This window comes from Nostoc sp. (assembly GCF_036917935.1).
GTDB lineage: Bacteria > Cyanobacteriota > Cyanobacteriia > Cyanobacteriales > Nostocaceae > Nostoc.
Map to the genome: position 1 here is coordinate 65,767 of NZ_JBALEL010000049.1, position 19,020 is coordinate 84,786.

Sequence of the window (19,020 nt, forward strand, 5' to 3'; positions counted from 1 at the left end):
CTGTCTATTAATTAGGGTATTTTTTATTTGGGAAAAAACGCAGATAGTGACTCGACGAGCCATAGAGGTTTTTATAAAAAAACCAGGTATCAAGTACTAGCTCCAAGAGAGCAATCAATACCCAAATTGCTAGAGAAACAATTACAGGTAGGCTGAGATCGGGAAACTCTCTTTGTAAATCGATAATGCCAAATAACAGCAAAAACACGAGAGAAACTCCCAGGAGAAACGACAACTTGACGATCGCAAGAATGAAACGGCTCATCTCCAGGATGCGATTGTAAAGCTTGGAAAATCTTTCCAGTATTTCTTCCATGTTATTGATGACAAGTGAAATTTGTTGTCGGTGTAGATAGGTAGCTAAGGAGGATTGTTGCTGCACTTGCGTCAATTCATGTTCATTCTTGAAATTATCTAAAAGCTTGTCCCAAGGTAGTACTTGGGAATTAGTTGCCCAGATTGGGAAATCCTTTAAATGTAAGGGAACTAAATAGTTAATCAGTGCTATTAGAGTTTCATCAAAATTACTGAGTTCGGGGGGAAGAGACTGAGTTAGACGAATGAGTTGGTCAATCTGAATCTGAAGTGTATAGTAGTCTTCATATCTCCTTTGAGCGATCAACTGACTAGTAAAGGTGAGGAAAACAATTAACACCCCCAATAAAGCAGCTAGGGACTGGGATACGGCAGAAAAGAATTCAATCGCTACCTGTTTAGGTACTGTTAGCCAGGGGGCGTTTTCCCGCATCGAAAAAACCAAGGTGGCAACAAATACAACCCCAACGATCGCTAGCTGATGACCAGTAATAATCGCTATGGCTGTCCGTACTAAAGGAATGTTACTGAGTTGAACCAGGATTTGCAGACCTGGCACTGGTTCACAAATTTGAAGTCGTTGCGCTTGGCGGGTTGACATGATACAAAGATACAGTTCCTGACTTATTGACGACAGTGTTTATTGCCCACGCTGTAAACTCAGATGATTGGCCCCGGACTGAATCAATTTGCTCAGGTCAGCAACGGCGCTAGCATACTGAGGATCGGCTAATGTCCCCAAGGTTTGGTTTTGCACTAATGCTTTCTGTTGTGCCGGGGTTAACGCCACGGTAATATCTGGGGCAATGCCGACATGATTGATATCTCGACCTTTCGGTGTGTAGTATTTAGCGATCGTTAGTTTCAGCCCCGAACCATCCTCCAGTGGCTCTACGGATTGAACTAAACCTTTACCGAAGGTGCGAGTTCCTACTAACGTGGCGCGATTGTCATCTTGCAGCGCTCCCGCCAGAATTTCGCTGGCGCTAGCAGATCCCTTATCGACCAGTATCACTAAGGGTTTGTTGGTGAGAGGATGTCCCGATGCATTGTAGCTATCTTTAACTTGATCTCGATTTACCAAAGAGACGATCGCCCCTTCCTTCAACCACATACTGGCAATTTGTAAACTCGCATCCAGCAGTCCACCTGGATCGGAACGCAGATCCAAAACGTAGCCCTGCACCTGTTGTTTTTCTAATGCTTCAATTGCGCGATGCATCTCTGCGGGCGCGGTTTGCGTAAATTCTGGTAACTGAATGTAACCAATCTTACCCGCCGCTGTTGTTTGCGTGTTGTAAATTACAGGATGGATCGCAATATTTGCACGGGTAAGTTGGAAAGTTTGCGATTGATTGCCCCGTTGAATCGTGAGTACGACCTTGGTTCCCACTGGGCCGATAATCCGCTTAACGGCATCCTCAATTTTCATTCCCTGAGTTATTTGACCGTTAATTTGGACAATTACATCTTCGGGTAAAATACCCGCTTTAAAAGCAGGGGTTCCTGCAATCGGAGCGATAACAGTTAAAGCTTTAGTTTTTTCATTCTCTGCCAGTTCTAGCCCAACACCACTGAGGTTGCCAGAAATGTCGTTATTTAGGGCTTGAAATTCTTGGGGGTCGAAAAACTCGGTGTAGCGATCGCCTAATTTCGCCACCATTTCTTGAATCGCCCCATAAGCCTGTTTATTGGAACTATAGGAACGGCTAATATACTGCTGGCGAATAGCTTTCCAATCTTGATGGTTAAAGCTGACATCCACATAATTTTTATCTAAGATTTGCCACACCTCATCCACCAATTTTTGGGGGCTGGGTTGGGCTTTACCTACAGCTTTGGAAGTGTAGAGACTAGTTCCGACAAGGATTGCTGCTATAACAGCCAGTTCTATCTTGACAAGCAATTTTTGTTTAAACATACTTTAACTCTTGAAGAATAATCCAGAATTTAGAATCCAATAAATCAAGGGCTGAATACCTCTAGTCGCAGCTGGATTCTGACGACTGACTCCTGATTTATGTTTTGATAAAACTACTAAGAATTATCTTGAGATTTCCCTTTGCGGTGGGGATAGGCAGTCTTAAAAATATCCTGAATTTTTGTCTTTTGTTCAGCGGTAAGATTCAGGCTCAATACTGCTTTACGCATTTTTTCACCTTGTTGTAATTTCGTTGACAATTCCTTTACCTGATCTGGGGTCAGAACTGCCTCAACTTGCTTGCGAACTTCTTCACGCTTCTGGGCGCGTTCTGGCGTATTCGCTGCTGGAGAGTTTGGCGTAGAAGTATCAGATACCTTTGTCCCAGAGCCATCCCCTTGAGACACATCTGGAGACTTAGAACTGCTGCAACCTGTCATTCCTCCAATTAGGATAGTTGCCAGTAGCAGGGTTGGTAAAATTATCTGTTTTTTAATCATTTACTTCTCTTGTTTTTGTTGGGCGTAATAGGACTGTTCTGACTCAATTTCGGTTTATGACTGTTTAGAAGATGTTTGAAAAGTTGCTGCTTTACTCACACCAGCTAATCTTAGAAGTTGGAATGAGTTTGCACATGAGCTAGAATTCCTAACCTGACCAGTAAAAAAGTACTCAATTTATTGTGACTTTTTTCCTAATTTAGAAATAATTAATCAGTCGGAACGGCTCTATCGATACTAGAGACAGATTCGTTATATAGAAAGGATAGTTTTATGTCAATAGCGCCCATCTCTCCATGCGTGTCAACTTAAGCCAAAACCCTTTTAAAATCTCGTTAAGAGCCTCTGGCTGGAAATGCTGCTCTGCCGCAAGTCTTGAGGCGGAGCCTCCCATAGGCATTCCCAGTCAGAGACTCTTAACGAGACAATCTCTAAAAGCTGGTTATAGGATGGCTTTCACCTGCTTTCACCTTAAGTTGACACCAATGCCATCTCTCAGCCTCCTACTTTGTTCACCTATTTACCTCTAAAATTGTAAAAATACCTATGGTTTTGTCACAAAGTCCATTAAGTTGGAACAGTTGTATGGTTAGCTTGACCTACCCATCGTTTCGTCTGTTGCTTTACCTAGAGTGGCTATTATTAGCCACGGCAGTGTTCATGGAAGTTCTGCTGCCGTTTCAGTTGTCCTGGTTATTGCTGCTAGGAGTTCTAGCGATCGCCACCTTCAGCTTGATGGGTTTGAGACTACCAATGGTGAAGCTGGAAAGAAAATTAATTTATACAGCCCTGGAATTCGGTTTAATTTTGCTCCCAGCAACTCAACATACTTTATCGACTCGCTCCGTTTTCCTGCTGTGTCTAGTACTGGTGATGCGGAGTTGTCTAATATTTAAGCGATCGGGACAGTTGGCTGTCTTGATTTTATCTCTGCTTTCTTATGGAACACTGCTTTTATCAAAACCGATTGTACCTGAGAATTTTATGCCAGATAAGCTGATCCTCATGTCCTGGGATTGGCGATTAAGTAATATATTATTGTTTAGCTTAACGTTAGTATTCGCTTTATTATTAATTAATGCTCTACTTGCAGAACGCCAAAGTCGAGAGCAGTTAGAAATTGCCCATCAGCAATTAGAGATCACCAATCAACAACTGTGCCAGTATGCGTTACGGATTGAAGATCAGGCAACCTTGCAGGAACGTAACCGAATTGCCCGCGAAATTCATGATGGCTTGGGACACACTCTCGCCGCCCAAACTATTCAGATTAATAATACTCTGTTGTTTTGGCAATCAAATAATGACAAAGCATTGACATTTCTCAAACAGGCAAAAGAATTGGGGGCTGAGGCGCTGCTAGAAATTCGGCGATCGCTTTCTGTTTTGCGTTCAAATCCTTTGCAAGGGCAATCTCTGAAATCAGCCATTGAAAAGCTGCTGACAGATTTTCAGCAAACTACAGGTATTCAACCTTCCGATAAAATTGATCTACCGCAGACTTTACCAACAGAAGTAAACACCGCCCTTTACCGCATTGTCCAAGAATCGCTGACAAATATTTGCAAACACGCCGAGGCGACGAGTGTCACCGTTAAACTTCTGGCTCACGCTGGGATGATTCATCTGTCAATCGAAGATAATGGAAAAGGGTTTAACCCCACTCAAAATACAACCGGCTTTGGGTTACAAGGGATGCGAGAACGGTCGGTTGCACTGGGCGGCCAGTTGAATCTCCACAGTCAACTAGGAACAGGTTGTTGTATTTCTGTTTCTTTGCCACTATCAAGGCTAGCTTATGATTCAGATTTTATTAGTTGACGATCAGCACCTGATTCGCCAGGGACTTAAGAGTATGCTTGAGTCGAATGACCAGATGCAGGTAATCGGTGAGGCGGAAAATGGGCAACGGGCACTCGAACAGATTGCCGTACTGCAACCCGATATTGTGCTAATGGATATTCGGATGCCCGTAATGGATGGAGTTGCCACCACAAAAGCGATCGCTCAACAATATCCTGATATCAAGGTTCTCGTCCTCACCACCTTCGATGATGATGAGTATGTTTTCCAGGCGATGCGGCTGGGTGCAAAGGGCTATTTGCTCAAGGACACCGAACCAGATGAACTCATGTTGGCAATTCTATCCGTATACAAGGGACAAACCCTACTCGGCCCAGGATTGTTTGAGAAAGCACTCACGCCGATTGCCGCACCTGTCCCATCTGTGCAACCCCCTCCAGAATTGGCGCAACTCACACCGAGAGAATTAGATGTATTGCGGTTAATTGCCTGTGGAGCGAATAACCGTGAAATTGCTGAATCGCTGTTTCTTTCAGAAAACACTGTTAAGAATTATGTTACCAATATTCTCAGTCGCTTGAGTTTACGCGATCGCACTCAAGCCGCTTTGTTTGCTCATTCACTTTTTGGTGGACTTAAATAGATAAAATTATAAAAGTGTGAACATGGCAAATTTAACTGAATTTACATTATTTGCTCCTCGTAACAAAGGAGCAGCTTTAATTGGATCTTTTTCAGATTGGAAAGAAATTCCAATGCAAAAAGGTGAAGATGGTTATTTTCGCACTAAAATCAAACTGGAAGATGGCGTTTATCAATATAAATTTCGCATTCAAACCAAAAGTCCAAATTTTGCACTTGATGAATGGATAGATGTCATTGATCCCAAAGCAACAGATGTTAATGAAACAGAAAAATACAGCATAGTACGCATTCAAGATGGGCAACGTATTGTTGATACTTACCTTTGGCAATACGATGAAATGCCGTTGCCTGATAATCGAGAATTAGTCATATATGAAATGCACGTTGCCGATTTTACTGGTGATGAAGTTGACTCTAACGAGCGAGGCAAATATCTAGGGATAATTGCTAAGTTAGATTATCTTTGCGAATTGGGAATTAATGCAATTGAATTAATGCCAGTTAATGAGTACCCTGGTGATTATAACTGGGGCTATAAAGTTCGCCACTTCTTTGCTACAGAATCTAGTTACGGTTCAACAGCAGATTTAAAGCGGTTGATTGACGAGTGTCATGGTAGAGGCATTCGTGTCTTTATGGATGGAATTTATAACCACACAGATGAAGAATGCCCCTTAATACTGATTGACCGAAATTACTGGTACTACGAACACAAGCATTATCCTGAAGACCCAGATAATTACTGGGGGCCAGAGTTTAACTATGATTTTTACGACAAAAACTTAAATATTTTGCCTGCATGGGAATACATTGGCGATGTGGTAAAATTTTGGATTCAGGAGTATCACATTGATGGAATTCGCTTTGATGCAGTGCGGCAATTGGCTAACTTTGAATTTCTCAACTGGCTGACTAAGCAAGCGAAAAACCATGCTGCACCTAAACAGTTTTACAACATTGCTGAACACATTCCCGATACAAACACTGTAGTCAAGCCAGATGGCCCATTAGATGCTTGTTGGCATGAGAGTTTTCGCTACTTTCTAATTCCATATATTTGTGGAAAATCATTTGAATTAGAACAACTCAAGGAGATTTTAGATCCCAAACAGCAGGGTTATGCGATCGCTACCAATGTGATCAATTATTTGGCAACCCACGATCGCGAACGTGTATTACGAGAATTAGGCAATTGCGGTATCTTTGACGCCGCCGCATTTGAACGAGCCAAGTTAGCAGCTGCTTTGTTAATGACAGCGATGGGTGTACCGATGCTGTGGATGGGAGAAGAGTTTGGCGAATACCAGCAAAAAAGCGAAGATGTGACTAAACCGCAGAAGATTACTTGGTCTTTGTTGTCAAGCGACCAGAATCATGATTTATTTGAATATTATCAAAAGCTGATTGCTCTACGCCAGCAAACTCCAGCTTTGCAAAGTGACAATATTAAGTTTTTCTACGAAAACGCAGATGATAAAGTGCTGGCTTACACCCGTTGGGATGAGCAGAATTCTCATGTCGTCGTCGTGGTAAATTTCTCTGACCAAAATCTAAATCAATATAAAATTTTAGACTTCCCAACTGCTGAGTATTGGCAAGATTGGGTTAGTAATCAAGAAGTGAAATCTGGAGAGGATGGTATAGTGACTGACTTGCCAAACTATACAGCTAAGATATTTGTTTTGCCGTAATTATTTCGCTAGTGGTCTAGCAGATTTACAAGCAATGTCTAGTCTGTCGAGGCAGTGCGATCGCTTGTAAAACAAACTGCTTGCGTCGCAACGGAGTAATAAAAGTAGCTGTGGGAGCAAGAGCAAATAAAATAATATCATGTCCGATCAGATAAGCCCAAAACCCAGATGTAGAGACGCGATTTATCGCGTCTTGAAAGACCAATCATCTACACCAATAACCCTTAACCCAAGCGGACATGATATAACACCATGCGCGAATGAGGCGTTGGGCAGTAATTAACAGGAGGCTTTATGGTAATTGTTGACAATTTGCGCTTCCTATTGACGCTTTTGACAGCACTAGGCTGCGGGCTGGTGGCTGGCGTCTTCTTTGCCTTCTCGACTTTTGTGATGAATGCCCTTGCACGACTCCAGCCAAAGGAGGGCATTATCGCCATGCAATCCATCAATATCACCGCGATCAATCCGTTGTTCATGGTGGCACTCTTCGGAACGGCTGTGGCTTGCATCTTTCTAGCGGTTTCCTCGGTGTTAAAGTGGCATCAACCTGGTGCTGCCTATTTGCTTATCGGTAGTCTGCTCTATCTCATTGGCACTATTTTAGTGACGATCGCGTTCAATGTGCCGCTGAATGATGCGTTAGCGATCGCCAAACCGGATAGCACTGAAGGCGCGAACCTATGGGCTAGATACCTGATTAACTGGACGTTCTGGAACCACGTTCGGACAATAGCGGCACTTGCGGCAGCGCTCACGCTCGCACTCTGCGCTCAAACGGTGAAATAGAAATGAATCAATACGTATAATACCCTTTGATAGCTAATTTTCAAAGACAGCAAGAGTTCATTTAAATTCCTGCATTTGTTCATCATTTATCAGACTTTTTTAACACAGCGAAAGTTCATGGATTCCTACTTGAGGACTTCAAAGAGTGGTGGCATGAACAAGATAAGAATAAACCGCCAAGACTTGTATCAATCTTGTTTAAAAAGTGAAGAAAATTTTGAGGCATCGGAATTTAAAGACGGCGGAATTTTCTTTGATGGAACACGTGGCTACTTTGAATTCGCGTTTTCTGGAAATGGCGGCGAGTTGTCACTAAGTAGTCGAACAGAATTAATTACACAACGTCATTGCGAGCGAAGCGAAGCAATCGCAAGGGCTGGGATTGCTTCGCTTCGCTCGCAATGACTGTAAATATTTTTGCCCATCTACTTAATGTATTCCCTTCCTGATTCCGATCGCTCCATACCCTATTTTGGAGTTGCACCAAGCGGAACAGGTTCACCGAGAACTTTCGCGAATCTTTGCAAATAAAAGTCTACAGGATTTGCTACTGCTTGAATTGACTAGCGATCGCGTACCAGGTTTTTCGGAAATATGTATACCTACTTTTGCTCACTCCCTACTCCTCACCGAATTATCAAAGGCGGGGAAGCCCCTAAATCTATGATGTTGTTGGCGATTTTAATCGCTGTGAAACATTTATCACTTATCGAAAACTCTGCTGATGTTACAAAACAGCCGCATTTGAACTTTGCGCCGTCTATTTTGTTTTGTCTGACTGATGATAGACCTAAAACAAGAACAACTGTTGTTGAATAATGAGTAATAGCGTTATGCAGCAGTCAAAATAGACTAGTGATGGAAGATGGGCGACTAATTATGGAATTTCCAAAACAGGTAGAGAAAATTTCTGTCAGTACTGACAATTCCTTAACATCAGAATTCTCGAAAAAGATTCATCAGTCATTAACACAGCGAGATGCTCAGTTTATTGAATTACTGATGCCTGTATGGGAATGGTTTTACCGTTATTACTTTCAAGTAAAAACTGATGGATGGCATCACATACCAACACAAGGGCAAGTACTAGTGGTTGGCTCTCATAATGGTGGAATGGCTTCTCCAGATTTAATAATGATGATGTACGATTGGTTTTCTAGATTTGGAACCGAGCGTTTGGTGTATGGTCTAATGCACCCTTACGCTTGGAAAGTGAGTCCAGAAATAGCAGAATTAGCTCAGAAAGTCGGCGCAATTGTTGCACATCCCAAAATGGCTAGTGCAGCTTTTGAGCAAGGTGCTAGCGTTCTGGTATATCCTGGAGGACAATATGATATGTTTCGTCCTCATAGCCAACGCCATAAAATTCATTTTGCTGGTCATCAGGGCTTTGTCAAGTTGGCTTTAAAACAAGAAGTTCCGATTATTCCTGCGATCTCGGTAGGCGCTCATGATAGCTTGATAGTTTTATGTGATTGCTATGATTTAGTCAAACAATTGCATCAGTGGGGATTGCCGTGGTTATATCAAATAGATCCAGGAGTTTTCCCAATTTACTTAGGTTTACCTTGGGGCTTGTCTATTGGCCCTCTGCCAAATATTCCTCTACCTGTGAAGATTCACACTCGTGTCTGTCATCCAATTACTTTTGAAAGATATGGTCAAGATGCAGCTAGAGATCGTAACTATGTGAATGCTTGTTATGAAATAGTTCAAAGTCAAATGCAAGAAGAGTTAAATAATTTGGTTAGAGAGACTCAGAAATCTAGCTAAAAAGACTCTCACCTCCACAGTCATGCTGGTTTTTTAGATGAAATAGCGATCGCCAAATAAAAAATTGTCTTTTCTAACCCATTTTTCATGTGAAAAACAAATTCTCAATTTTGAGAATTTAAAATAGGCTAATCTGGATGTATAAATCAGTAAAATATCAGTAGTAATCGACATAATTCTTAACCTATTAGTTGAGAATACAAAAGTCATCTACATGGGTTTTGTCCGAAGATATCAGTGGACGTTAAGGAGATAACCATCATGCCAAAAGAATACATGGAGATTTTAGAAACATTAATTGAGAAATTGACATTATCCGCAATTTTAGAAATGTTAGAGCGGATATGTCACAAAAAAGCGGAAAATCTGAGAACTCATTGGCAAGATGAGACTTCAGCAAAGCTTTGGGAGAAAGCTGCTAGACAGATAGAACAGATAAATATTGATGTTTGATTAAACTCAAAATTCAGGAGCAAGCCGGAGTTGCTCTGCCAAGGCGTCAGAGTTAGGACTTACGCAAACAATAGCCTAAACCCTAATTTTATAGTCAGGGCAATTCAGGAATTGCCCCTATCGCGTGTAGTTTTGCGTAAGTCCTAAGAGTTAATCACTGGGGGATTGAGACTCTCCACAGATAGCGTCACGCAAAGCGAGATAGATGATACTTATGGCATAAATCTTCTGATAGAGAGACATCAGAAGATGAAAATGTATTCTATTAACAATGTCATTTTAAAGAAAATTCTGGGATGAAGGATGGTTTTCTATCAAAAATTTAAGTCTAGAGAATTACTGAATATTATTACTGATCAAAAACAGAATGGATTAAAAAAATGAAGTTTGTCCTCAGACGTCGCAAGTTGGGTCAATTGATGATCGTCAGTACAGTAGCGGCTACGATCAGTAATTTTGTAGGGAAAACTGTAGCACAAACTCAAGTAAAAAAAACTACTCCAATTTTGGCAACTTCGACACCTGAAACTATGAAGGTGACGCTGCAAGTGAACGGAACAGCACATAGTTTGCAGATTGAACCGCGTGTTACCTTACTTGATGCACTTCGGGAATATATAGGACTAATTGGGACTAAAAAAGGTTGCGATCACGGTCAGTGTGGTGCTTGCACGGTGCTGGTTGATGGGCAGCGGATTAATTCCTGCCTGACATTTGCAATTATGCACACTGACGCTGCGATCGCAACTATTGAAGGGCTGGAGCAAGGAAACAATCTGCACCCGATGCAAGCAGCGTTTCTTGCCCATGATGCGTTTCAGTGCGGCTACTGCACACCAGGGCAGATTTGTTCGGCGGTGGGTTTGGTGAACGAGGGACACGCTAAGTCAGATGCCGACATTCGGGAACTGATGAGCGGGAATATCTGCCGTTGTGGTGCTTATCCAAATATCGTGGCTGCTGTCCGCGATGTCTTACAGGGAAAAAAAGATGCAGCCGTTTAACTATAAAAAAGCGGGACAAGCTGAAAATGCCGTGGCTTTGGTGACTCCAGATGCCCAAGCCTCTTACATCGCTGGTGGTACCAGCCTGATCGATCTGATGAAGCTGAATGTACAAACGCCAAAACAGTTAGTTGACATTAACCCACTACCCTTAACCAAGATAGAAGTACAGGGTAACGGCGTGCGGATTGGAGCAATGGCAAGCAATAGCGACGTTGCTTATAATCCGATAATTCGGGAGCGTTATCCTGTGCTGTCGGAGGCGTTGCTGTCTGGGGCATCACCGCAACTGCGAAATATGGCAACAGTCGGCGGAAATTTGCTGCAACGTACCCGGTGCTACTACTTCCGCGACACCGCCTTTGCCTGCAATAAGCGCGTTCCCGGTTCGGGTTGTCCGGCAATCGAGGGCTACAACCGCATCCATGCGATTTTTGGCGGTAGCGATCGCTGTATTGCCACCCATCCCTCTGATATGGCGGTGGCAATGATCGCACTTGATGCCGTTGTGCAAACACGTGGCCCCAAGGGAGAGCGTAGTATCCCGCTCGTTGATTTTCATCTCGTACCGGGTAATACGCCAGAAAGGGAGACAGTTCTAGAACACGGGGAGTTAATTGTTGGCGTTGACTTACCTGCTTTAAACTTTGCGAGGCGATCGCATTATTTAAAAGTCCGCGATCGCGCCTCTTATGCCTTTGCAATGACATCGGTTGCGGCAGTATTAGATATTCAAAATGGGATCATTCGCTCCGCACGCATTGCCCTTGGTGGCGTAGGAACAAAGCCCTGGCGTGCCTTTGAAGCGGAAAAAGCACTTTTGAACCAGCCCGCAAACCAGGCAACATTTCAAGCAGCAGCGATCGCAGCGATCGCCGGCGCTAAACCTCAAAAATACAACGGTTTTAAGGTCGAACTCGCTAAACGCACAATTGTTAAGGCGCTGACAACGGTGGGAGGGATGGCATGAATACAGGGGATACAAATATAGTTGTCGGCAAACCGTTAAATCGAGTCGATGGACATCTGAAAGTAACTGGCGGCGCCCGCTATGCAGCTGAGTTTCCGGTAGCAAAAATAACTTATGGCGTGACAATTCAAAGTGCGATCGCTAAAGGGAAGATTGCTCAAATCGATACCAAGGCGGCGGAGCAAGTACCGGGTGTATTAGCAGTAATTACCCACCTCAACGCACCGAAGGCTTCTGGAGAAAAGGGCGGCGGCCCCAAGGTGCAAGTCCTGCAAGATAACATTGTGCTGTATAGCGGTCAGCATATTGGTGTCGTCGTTGCCGATACCTTTGAACGAGCGATGTATGCTGCTTCCCTCGTACAAGTTCGCTATGACGAAGAGAAACCAACTATTAATATGCGGGACAATCTCGCTAAGGCATACTTGCCTAAAGGTAAAATCCCTAAAGACGAGCCGCCCGATTTAGCGCATGGCAATGTCAACCAGGGACTAGCGGCGGCGGCTGTTCGCGTCGAGCAAACCTATACCACCCCAGTCGAAAATCACAATCCGATGGAGCCTCATGCCACAACAGCAGTTTGGCAAGGCGATGAACTGCTGCTGTATGACGCAACTCAGGGAATCTTTTCGACTCAAAAAAAAGTTGCGGAGGTATTAGGAATTGAGCCTGAGAAAGTCCGCATTATGTCTTACTTTGTGGGCGGTGGCTTCGGTTGCAAAGGGTCGTCTTGGTCGCATGTACCGCTAGCGGCGATCGCAGCACGGCAGGTTAATCGCCCAGTGAAATTAGTTCTGGGACGGATACAGATGTATGGGCCTGTCGGCTTTCGACCAGAGACAATTCAACAGGTTTCTCTCGGTGCAACCCGCGACGGTAAATTGACTGCTTTGCGACACGCCGGGACTTCGCAAACTTCAACATTCGATGAATTTATCGAACCTGTTGGTAAAAGCGCCCGGATGCTCTACGCTTGCCCGAATATCGAAACTAGCCACCGTCTAGTTAAGCTCGATCAAGGAACACCAACCTATATGCGGGCCCCAGGCGAAGCTTCTGGGTCGTTCGCCTTAGAATCGGCAATGGACGAACTGGCTTATGCGCTCAACATCGATCCGGTGGAACTGCGTCTGCGTAACTATGCTGAAGTCGATCCTAGTAAAAAACTGCCCTGGTCAAGCAAGTCACTGAGAGAGTGTTACAAATTAGGAGCAGAAAAGTTTGGCTGGCAAAAGCGCAATCCTCAGCCTCGTTCAATGCGCGACGGCAATTATTTAATTGGTTGGGGGATGGCGACAGCTACTTATCCAACCAACCGTTCGCCAGCATCAGCGATCGCTCAAATTATGGCAGATGGTACAGCCGTTGTGCAGAGTGGTTCCCAAGATATTGGTACGGGAACTTATACTGTCATGACTCAAGTTGCAGCTGATGCACTCGGTTTACCAGTTAACAAAGTCCGCTTTGAACTAGGCGATACTAAGATGCCAAAAACCCCCGTTTCTGGTGGTTCGCAAACTGCCGCCAGTGTCAGTTCGGCCGTGCATTTAGCGGGAAATCAAGCACGCAGTCAGCTTTTACAACTAGCAATTGCCGATCAACAATCGCCCCTTTATAGTTCAAATGCTGAGGATGTGATTGCCCAAGATGGCAGCTTTTTCTTAAAAAATAAACCCTCCGCAACCGAAACTTATGGGGCAATCTTGGCACGGCAGGGAATGAAAATGATCGAAGCGCGTGGAGATGCCAAGCCTGGAGAGGAACAAAAGAAGTTTTCAATGCACTCATTTGGAGCGCAGTTTGCCGAGGTACGCGTTGAGCCTGATTTGGGTGAAGTGCGAGTAACGCGCTGGGTGGGAACTTTTGGCGTTGGACGCATCCTCAATGCTAAAACAGCCAACAGTCAGCTGATTGGTGGGATTATTTATGGCATCGGCATGGCGTTAATGGAACACACGATAACAGATCCGCATCGGGGGCGTGTTGTCAATGCCGATTTAGCTGAATATCACGTACCAGTGAATGCAGATGTTCCTGAGATTGAGGTGTTGTTTGTGGATGAACACGATCCACATATCAACCCGCTTGGTGTCAAAGGAATTGGTGAAATTGGCATTACCGGAACTGCTGCGGCGATCGCTAACGCTGTCTATCATGCCACAGGTAAGCGCGTGCGAGATTTGCCAATTACCTTAGACAAACTGCTGTAGATATGGCGATCGCAACATTACCAGTGTCAATACAGTTGTATAGACGCGATAAATCGCGTCTAGAAATACCAATCATCTACACCAACCCTTAACCCAAGCGTATTGCTAATCAGTAGAAGTCTCAGGGCTGATGACCAACTCAAGTAAAATTTGGTACTCTTAGCTCGGAATCACTGTAATTACGTCCGTGACCGAGATGAGTAGTCGAACAGCCCGCTCCTACGCTTTCTTGTCGATTGCAGCGGCAATCGTCACTATTGCCCTAAAATTTGGCGCTTACCTGCTAACCGGGTCAGTAGGTTTACTTTCAGATGCTATTGAATCAATTGTAAATCTCGTAGCAGCATTGGTCGCTCTATGGGCATTGACCTATGCTGATAAACCAGCCGATGCCGAACACGCCTTTGGGCATTCTAAAGCCGAATACTTCTCCAGTGGTGCAGAAGGTGCGTTGATTATAGTAGCAGCTATTAGTATTGCTGTTGAAGCTTGGGGACGCTTGTTGCATCCAGAACCATTAACACAGCTGGGATTCGGGTTGGCACTCTCCTTCTTTGCAACTGCAATCAACGGCGTTGTTGCTTTTATCTTGCTACGGGCAGGGCGACGGTTACGTTCCATTACACTGAGGGCTGATGCTCACCACTTGTTTACTGATGTGGTGACTTCGGGTGGTGTAGTAGTTGGAATCATTCTCGTCCAGCTAACAGGCGCTCTCGTCCTCGATCCAATTGTTGCACTGATAGTAGCAGTAAATATTACTTGGACAGGATTTCGTCTGCTGCGGGAAACCGGTAGCGCGTTACTGGATGCAGCTTTGCCTAAAAAAGAAATTGACGCAATCAAGAGCATCTTTAACGAGTACAAACGTCAGGGCATCCAGTTCCATGCCTTACGAACCCGCACTGCTGGAACCCTTGGCTTTGTTTCCTTTCATGTTCTTGTGCCTGGATCTTGGACAGTGCAACAAGGGCACGATTTGTGCGAGGCAATTGAGCTTGCTATTCTTCGGGTGCTACCTTCAACCCACGTTACAACTCACCTGGAACCTGTAGAAGATCCAGTTTCTTGGGACGATTTGGAGTTGGAGCGTCCGAGCAATCAGCAAATGCAAGATATGAAATAAGAGATTAATTGCTGCCCTTGAGCTTTCAGGAATCACGCGATCGCATCTCTCATAAACTGCAATGCCGAATACTGCAAATGCGTAGGCGTAGCCAGCCTTCGGCATCGCCAATTTTCAAGTAAGTTGATTAACTTGCGATCGCTTCCAGGCGGCGGTTACGCCATCGCAACTGTCTTTTTACGCGAAGGACGTTTGCGGTCTGATTTTTTCTTCAGTCCCACAGCTTGAGCCTGATCGCTATCTGAACCATATTGCCCGCGCACAACTTCTTTCATCGCTAATACAGTATTATGAAATTCCCACTCTGCTAATCGGGCAGCATCAGCAGCAGCACGGTATAAAGCTAGTTTCTCGGTTTCGGTTTGTTGAGAAATTAACATTGCCTGATAAGCTTCCTGTAAGTTTGCAGCCGAGGCATCAGCACGAGTTGTGTTGTAGGTGCTGACGGTTTGCAAACCGTGGAATGAGTCAATATCTTCACTAATGGTTTGAGGGCGCAAACGGCGTGTTGTATCTTGGATAGTCATAGATGTATGCAGTAGGATAGTATACATTTAATGTACCCATTCCAACCAAAAATCTATCAGTAAGATAAAGTTTTTAAATCGGACAAGCTTAAAAAAAGGGTAAGATTTTGCAATGCATCGACTTGCATTGTGAATGCATCGGCTTGCATTGTGAATGCATCGACTTGCATTGTGAATGCATCGACTTGCATTGTGAATGCATCGACTTGCATTGTGAATGCATCGGCTTGCATTGTGAATGCATCGGCTTGCATTGTGAATGCATCGGCTTGCATTGTGAATGCATCGACTTGCACTCACAGTTTAATCAGTTTTAAACCATGAGGAGCATTAAAATTTCTAACACTCTAAAGCTGAAGTGTCACTAGTGGGAATACAATCAGAAAATGATGCAGTTTTGTTAGTAAAGACTGCACTAGAAAATAGTGGAGGTTAAAGCAATGGATGGGCGCGATCGATACTTACGAATCGCTCTGGTTCTTGTTGGAATAGTTTTTCTACTTATCTATCCGCTAACTCAGGTCTGGGCATCAGGCTGGTTATGGCAACCAGGTCAGCACGAATACGAACAGATGATCGTTGGTGTTTATGCAACGCTTGGTATCTTTTTGCTATTAGCTTCAAGGCAACCAGAAGCTCACCTCAGTTTAATCTGGTTCACCGTCTGGTCAAGTGTAGTCCACGGGCTGATCATGGCGGTACATGCAGTAATTGACCCTGTTGAGCAGGGACACTTGTTTGGTGATGTTCCAGCATTGTTTTTGGTAGCAATTGTCCTTGGCTTTTTAGCGCCTCGCAAAGTAGTGTCAAGTACATGAACGGGCGTAGAATGTCTGTGTATTTCCCACAATTAAAGAGATAAACAGATTGCAAGTTAATGAAGTACAAAAATACCCCTCCCTAACCCTCCCCTTTCCAACCACGGTGTACACACAAGTCTTAAAATTACACCTCACACTTAGTTTCGTCCTCTAGCTCTGGCTGTTGGATTGCTCCGGGAAGCCCGTCATTGCGAACGCGAGTGCGTCTGGTAGAGAGGAAGAACGACGTTCGCAAGTGCGTGTCGCAGACAAGCAATCGCAAAAACTACGGGATTATGCGATTACTTCGCTCGTAATGACAATTTTATTGGGTCTATAAAGCTTGAAACCCTTAGACCTCTTTGCATAAATCAAAAATAAAGAACCCCACCCCGCATTTGAGTAAAGCAAACGCTCCCCTCCCGAAGAGCGGGGAGGGGTTGGGGGTGGGGTGTTATGGACTTTTGCAAGAGGTCTATCACTTGTGTGTACACACAAGTCGAAAAAAGCTCGATTCTCATTGTTTTCTCGTTCCCATGCTCTGCATGGGAATGGCTGATTAGGGGCTGCTGCCTCCAGTTAGACATTGAGTCAGAGACTCAATGAATGCATTCCCAGTCGGAGACTCTTAACGAGTCAAGCCAAATCACGCAAGGTTTTTAGAACTTGTGTGTACACGGTAGCGCTATTCGGGAGGGGACTAAGATGTACCTAATATGATTAGGAAACGCTATATACGTGCATTCAGACATCTCACCCGCTGATATACCTGCTCAATGCTGACATAGCTGGAATCCTTGTGTTACAACTTGGCAGACAATTTAATAATGCGTTGGAGTGGGTGAGTCAAATTTTGGGAATAATCCTCATAGTGTTTGAAAGTATCGTTGTGGTTGGGCTTCGCACTATGAGAGCGCGATTTCTAGAAAAAAAGCTTGCTTTTGGGTGTTTATCTATTGCCTTTTGCTGCCTTTTGTGGGTTTATTTGGCATTAATTCCAGCCCACGCAACGTCTACAGGGTCTATTGATACTTTGCGACAACAGCAGCAACAAATGAACCAGCAGCGTCAGGGTGTGGTTAACGATCGCGATCGCTTAACTAATCTCCAACAAGAAGCCCAAAAACACCTGACTGGTTTAAACCAAAATCTGCAAACGACAGATAGCTATCTTCAAGAAAGCGCATCACGATTACAACTCGCTACCCAACGCCTCCAGCAGTTAGAAGCTGATTTAGATGTGGCGGAAGGTTTATATCAGGAGCGTCAAATAGCAACAGTAGCACGATTGCGTTATCTCCAGCGATCGCCTGCATCTGTTGGATGGGCAGTTTTGCTCGAAAGTGAAAATATCAGCGACTTTCTCAGCCGTCGTCATCAGTTGAAGTTAGTCTTTCAGGCAGACGAACAAATTTTGCTAAAACTCAACACCCAAGCAAACTCAATCAATAAACAAAGAACGGAAGTAGAACAGCAAAAAAACGAAATTGGCTTAATTCGTGAGCAACTGCTGGCACAAAAAGCCGATTATCAGACTCAGGCGCAATCACAATCAGAATTGATTCAACGCCTAAATAGCGATCGCCTCGCCTTAGAAGCAGCGCAAAATCAGCTAGAAAGAGAATCCAAAAATCTGGAAGTCTTGATTCAACAAAAAGTAGCAGAAGTTGAAGAGGCGCAAGCAAAAACCAACAGCCGGACAAGTATCATCATTCGCGGAACTGGTGTAATGGCATATCCTAGCGATGCTTCTACTAGCAGTCCCTTCGGCTGGCGGATGCACCCTATTCTTGGCTATCGTCGCTTTCATGCCGGGTTAGATTTTGCCGCTAGTTATGGTAGTAAAATTAGGGCAGCCGATTCGGGAACAGTAATTTTTGCTGGGTGGTATGGTGGTTATGGCAGAGCGGTAATTATCGATCACGGTAATGGTATAACTACACTCTACGGACATACCAGCGAGTTATATGTTACCGAAGGACAAGCAGTTGAACGCGGACAAGCGATCGCTGCTGTCGGTTCCACAGGTTTCTCAACTGGCCCCCATCTCCACTTTGAAGTCCGCCGGAATGGTACACCCGTAGACCCAGCTAATTATCTTTAAGGCTGCGAGTTTTATCACAGACGTGCTATAATATTGAAGATTAAGGGCGCGTAGCTCAGTGGATAGAGCAACAGATTCCGGTTCTGTGGGTCGGGGGTTCAAATCCCTCCGCGCTCGTTACCTTTACAAGACTAACCACAAAATCTAAAGGTCATTTTCTCTCATGGGATAAATCTAATTTACCCGATGAGACAGAATGGCAACGGATACTCTGGAATACAAAAACTAGTGTACGTATGTGGTGAGTAATATAACACTATACATTTTGTTTTCTCATTCAGTCTCTCACCCCTATACCTACCCCAAACTTTTTTAAAAAATAAAACAAAAAGGCATTTGTTGGGGGAATTCTTAAAGTAGAGGTAGAGGCTAAATCTTCCGTATTAGCA

Annotated in this window: 20 protein-coding genes and 1 tRNA gene; 15 read left to right on the forward strand and 6 right to left on the reverse strand. The window is 44.2% G+C overall.

Translation table 11 applies throughout. The features are described from left to right. Positions 1-7: 7 nt before the first annotated feature. The 3 genes from V7K62_RS20600 to V7K62_RS20610 form a co-directional block, all read right to left on the reverse strand. Positions 8-916, reverse strand: coding sequence for a hypothetical protein (locus tag V7K62_RS20600; protein WP_334867278.1), 909 nt, complete (start codon positions 914-916; stop codon positions 8-10). Positions 917-955: 39 nt separating this feature from the next. Next, the gene (locus tag V7K62_RS20605) at positions 956-2,236 is read right to left on the reverse strand and encodes a S41 family peptidase (RefSeq protein ID WP_334867280.1); all 1,281 of its coding nucleotides are present in this window, start codon (positions 2,234-2,236) and stop codon (positions 956-958) included. Positions 2,237-2,352: 116 nt separating this feature from the next. Further along, positions 2,353-2,736 (reverse strand): hypothetical protein, encoded by a 384-nt coding sequence (locus V7K62_RS20610; RefSeq protein ID WP_334867282.1) that lies wholly within the window; start codon positions 2,734-2,736, stop codon positions 2,353-2,355. Between the two features lie 585 nt (positions 2,737-3,321). Here V7K62_RS20610 and V7K62_RS20615 point away from each other — a divergent pair. Genes V7K62_RS20615 through V7K62_RS20625 form a run of 3 tightly spaced genes read left to right on the forward strand, consistent with a single transcriptional unit; the run spans position 3,322 to position 6,875 of the window. Beyond that, positions 3,322-4,557 (forward strand): sensor histidine kinase, encoded by a 1,236-nt coding sequence (locus tag V7K62_RS20615; RefSeq protein WP_334867284.1) that lies wholly within the window; start codon positions 3,322-3,324, stop codon positions 4,555-4,557. Further along, entirely contained in the window at positions 4,535-5,182 is a 648-nt protein-coding gene (locus V7K62_RS20620; protein ID WP_334867286.1) for a response regulator transcription factor, read from the forward strand. The genes V7K62_RS20615 and V7K62_RS20620 overlap by 23 nt, the downstream gene beginning before the upstream one ends. A 22-nt stretch (positions 5,183-5,204) precedes the next feature. Beyond that, entirely contained in the window at positions 5,205-6,875 is a 1,671-nt protein-coding gene (locus V7K62_RS20625; RefSeq protein ID WP_334867288.1) for an alpha-amylase family glycosyl hydrolase, read from the forward strand. Between the two features lie 25 nt (positions 6,876-6,900). Here the strand turns inward: V7K62_RS20625 and V7K62_RS20630 are convergent, their stop codons facing one another. Next, positions 6,901-7,080, reverse strand: a complete 180-nt coding sequence (locus tag V7K62_RS20630; RefSeq protein ID WP_334867290.1) for a hypothetical protein — start codon at positions 7,078-7,080, stop codon at positions 6,901-6,903. 89 nt (positions 7,081-7,169) lie between these two features. Here V7K62_RS20630 and V7K62_RS20635 point away from each other — a divergent pair, with 89 nt between their 5' ends. The 9 genes from V7K62_RS20635 (at position 7,170) to V7K62_RS20675 (ending at position 15,200) form a co-directional block, all read left to right on the forward strand. After that, positions 7,170-7,664 (forward strand): anthrone oxygenase family protein, encoded by a 495-nt coding sequence (locus tag V7K62_RS20635; RefSeq protein WP_334867292.1) that lies wholly within the window; start codon positions 7,170-7,172, stop codon positions 7,662-7,664. A 153-nt stretch (positions 7,665-7,817) separates the two neighbouring features. Next, positions 7,818-8,069 (forward strand): hypothetical protein, encoded by a 252-nt coding sequence (locus tag V7K62_RS20640; RefSeq protein ID WP_334867294.1) that lies wholly within the window; start codon positions 7,818-7,820, stop codon positions 8,067-8,069. A 189-nt stretch (positions 8,070-8,258) separates the two neighbouring features. Then, on the forward strand, positions 8,259-8,483 hold the full coding sequence (locus V7K62_RS20645; protein ID WP_334867296.1) for a hypothetical protein: 225 nt from the start codon (positions 8,259-8,261) through the stop codon (positions 8,481-8,483). Between the two features lie 60 nt (positions 8,484-8,543). Beyond that, the gene (locus tag V7K62_RS20650; RefSeq protein WP_334867297.1) at positions 8,544-9,437 is read left to right on the forward strand and encodes a lysophospholipid acyltransferase family protein; all 894 of its coding nucleotides are present in this window, start codon (positions 8,544-8,546) and stop codon (positions 9,435-9,437) included. A 261-nt stretch (positions 9,438-9,698) separates the two neighbouring features. Beyond that, entirely contained in the window at positions 9,699-9,890 is a 192-nt protein-coding gene (locus tag V7K62_RS20655) for a hypothetical protein (RefSeq protein ID WP_334867299.1), read from the forward strand. A 380-nt stretch (positions 9,891-10,270) separates the two neighbouring features. Beyond that, positions 10,271-10,894: a (2Fe-2S)-binding protein gene (locus V7K62_RS20660; RefSeq protein ID WP_334867301.1), complete on the forward strand. Its 624-nt coding sequence runs from the start codon at positions 10,271-10,273 to the stop codon at positions 10,892-10,894. Next, the gene (locus V7K62_RS20665; RefSeq protein ID WP_334867303.1) at positions 10,881-11,864 is read left to right on the forward strand and encodes an FAD binding domain-containing protein; all 984 of its coding nucleotides are present in this window, start codon (positions 10,881-10,883) and stop codon (positions 11,862-11,864) included. Before V7K62_RS20660 ends, V7K62_RS20665 begins: the two co-directional genes overlap by 14 nt. Then, the gene (locus V7K62_RS20670; protein ID WP_334867305.1) at positions 11,861-14,074 is read left to right on the forward strand and encodes a xanthine dehydrogenase family protein molybdopterin-binding subunit; all 2,214 of its coding nucleotides are present in this window, start codon (positions 11,861-11,863) and stop codon (positions 14,072-14,074) included. The genes V7K62_RS20665 and V7K62_RS20670 overlap by 4 nt, the downstream gene beginning before the upstream one ends. A 196-nt stretch (positions 14,075-14,270) precedes the next feature. Then, positions 14,271-15,200 carry a cation diffusion facilitator family transporter gene (locus V7K62_RS20675; protein WP_334867307.1) on the forward strand — a complete coding sequence of 310 codons (930 nt, stop codon included), beginning with the start codon at positions 14,271-14,273 and terminating at the stop codon, positions 15,198-15,200. Positions 15,201-15,355: 155 nt separating this feature from the next. On the opposite strand, the gene V7K62_RS20680 is transcribed toward V7K62_RS20675, so the two are convergent. Together V7K62_RS20680 and V7K62_RS20685 are read right to left on the reverse strand one after the other, a co-directional pair. Further along, complete coding sequence (locus V7K62_RS20680) at positions 15,356-15,727, reverse strand: hypothetical protein (protein ID WP_334867336.1); 372 nt, start codon at positions 15,725-15,727, stop codon at positions 15,356-15,358. 56 nt (positions 15,728-15,783) lie between these two features. Further along, positions 15,784-16,002: a hypothetical protein gene (locus V7K62_RS20685; RefSeq protein WP_334867309.1), complete on the reverse strand. Its 219-nt coding sequence runs from the start codon at positions 16,000-16,002 to the stop codon at positions 15,784-15,786. Between the two features lie 165 nt (positions 16,003-16,167). Here V7K62_RS20685 and V7K62_RS20690 point away from each other — a divergent pair, with 165 nt between their 5' ends. The 3 genes from V7K62_RS20690 to V7K62_RS20700 all read left to right on the forward strand — a co-directional run bounded on the left by V7K62_RS20690 (position 16,168) and on the right by V7K62_RS20700 (position 18,748). Then, entirely contained in the window at positions 16,168-16,545 is a 378-nt protein-coding gene (locus V7K62_RS20690) for a DUF6632 domain-containing protein (RefSeq protein WP_334867311.1), read from the forward strand. An 889-nt stretch (positions 16,546-17,434) separates the two neighbouring features. Further along, on the forward strand, positions 17,435-18,631 hold the full coding sequence (locus V7K62_RS20695) for a murein hydrolase activator EnvC family protein (RefSeq protein ID WP_334867313.1): 1,197 nt from the start codon (positions 17,435-17,437) through the stop codon (positions 18,629-18,631). Between the two features lie 44 nt (positions 18,632-18,675). Beyond that, positions 18,676-18,748, forward strand: a tRNA-Arg gene (locus tag V7K62_RS20700). Positions 18,749-19,020 lie beyond the last annotated feature (272 nt).

Coding starts and splice junctions, on each gene's coding strand:
- V7K62_RS20600 (WP_334867278.1), bottom strand. CDS start 916: ATGTCAACCCGCCAAGCGCAACGACTTCAAATTTGTGAACCAGTGCCA.
- V7K62_RS20605 (WP_334867280.1), bottom strand. CDS start 2,236: ATGTTTAAACAAAAATTGCTTGTCAAGATAGAACTGGCTGTTATAGCA.
- V7K62_RS20610 (WP_334867282.1), bottom strand. CDS start 2,736: ATGATTAAAAAACAGATAATTTTACCAACCCTGCTACTGGCAACTATC.
- V7K62_RS20615 (WP_334867284.1), top strand. CDS start 3,322: ATGGTTAGCTTGACCTACCCATCGTTTCGTCTGTTGCTTTACCTAGAG.
- V7K62_RS20620 (WP_334867286.1), top strand. CDS start 4,535: ATGATTCAGATTTTATTAGTTGACGATCAGCACCTGATTCGCCAGGGA.
- V7K62_RS20625 (WP_334867288.1), top strand. CDS start 5,205: ATGGCAAATTTAACTGAATTTACATTATTTGCTCCTCGTAACAAAGGA.
- V7K62_RS20635 (WP_334867292.1), top strand. CDS start 7,170: ATGGTAATTGTTGACAATTTGCGCTTCCTATTGACGCTTTTGACAGCA.
- V7K62_RS20640 (WP_334867294.1), top strand. CDS start 7,818: ATGAACAAGATAAGAATAAACCGCCAAGACTTGTATCAATCTTGTTTA.
- V7K62_RS20645 (WP_334867296.1), top strand. CDS start 8,259: ATGTATACCTACTTTTGCTCACTCCCTACTCCTCACCGAATTATCAAA.
- V7K62_RS20650 (WP_334867297.1), top strand. CDS start 8,544: ATGGAATTTCCAAAACAGGTAGAGAAAATTTCTGTCAGTACTGACAAT.
- V7K62_RS20655 (WP_334867299.1), top strand. CDS start 9,699: ATGCCAAAAGAATACATGGAGATTTTAGAAACATTAATTGAGAAATTG.
- V7K62_RS20660 (WP_334867301.1), top strand. CDS start 10,271: ATGAAGTTTGTCCTCAGACGTCGCAAGTTGGGTCAATTGATGATCGTC.
- V7K62_RS20665 (WP_334867303.1), top strand. CDS start 10,881: ATGCAGCCGTTTAACTATAAAAAAGCGGGACAAGCTGAAAATGCCGTG.
- V7K62_RS20670 (WP_334867305.1), top strand. CDS start 11,861: ATGAATACAGGGGATACAAATATAGTTGTCGGCAAACCGTTAAATCGA.
- V7K62_RS20675 (WP_334867307.1), top strand. CDS start 14,271: ATGAGTAGTCGAACAGCCCGCTCCTACGCTTTCTTGTCGATTGCAGCG.
- V7K62_RS20680 (WP_334867336.1), bottom strand. CDS start 15,727: ATGACTATCCAAGATACAACACGCCGTTTGCGCCCTCAAACCATTAGT.
- V7K62_RS20685 (WP_334867309.1), bottom strand. CDS start 16,002: ATGCAAGCCGATGCATTCACAATGCAAGCCGATGCATTCACAATGCAA.
- V7K62_RS20690 (WP_334867311.1), top strand. CDS start 16,168: ATGGATGGGCGCGATCGATACTTACGAATCGCTCTGGTTCTTGTTGGA.
- V7K62_RS20695 (WP_334867313.1), top strand. CDS start 17,435: ATGAGAGCGCGATTTCTAGAAAAAAAGCTTGCTTTTGGGTGTTTATCT.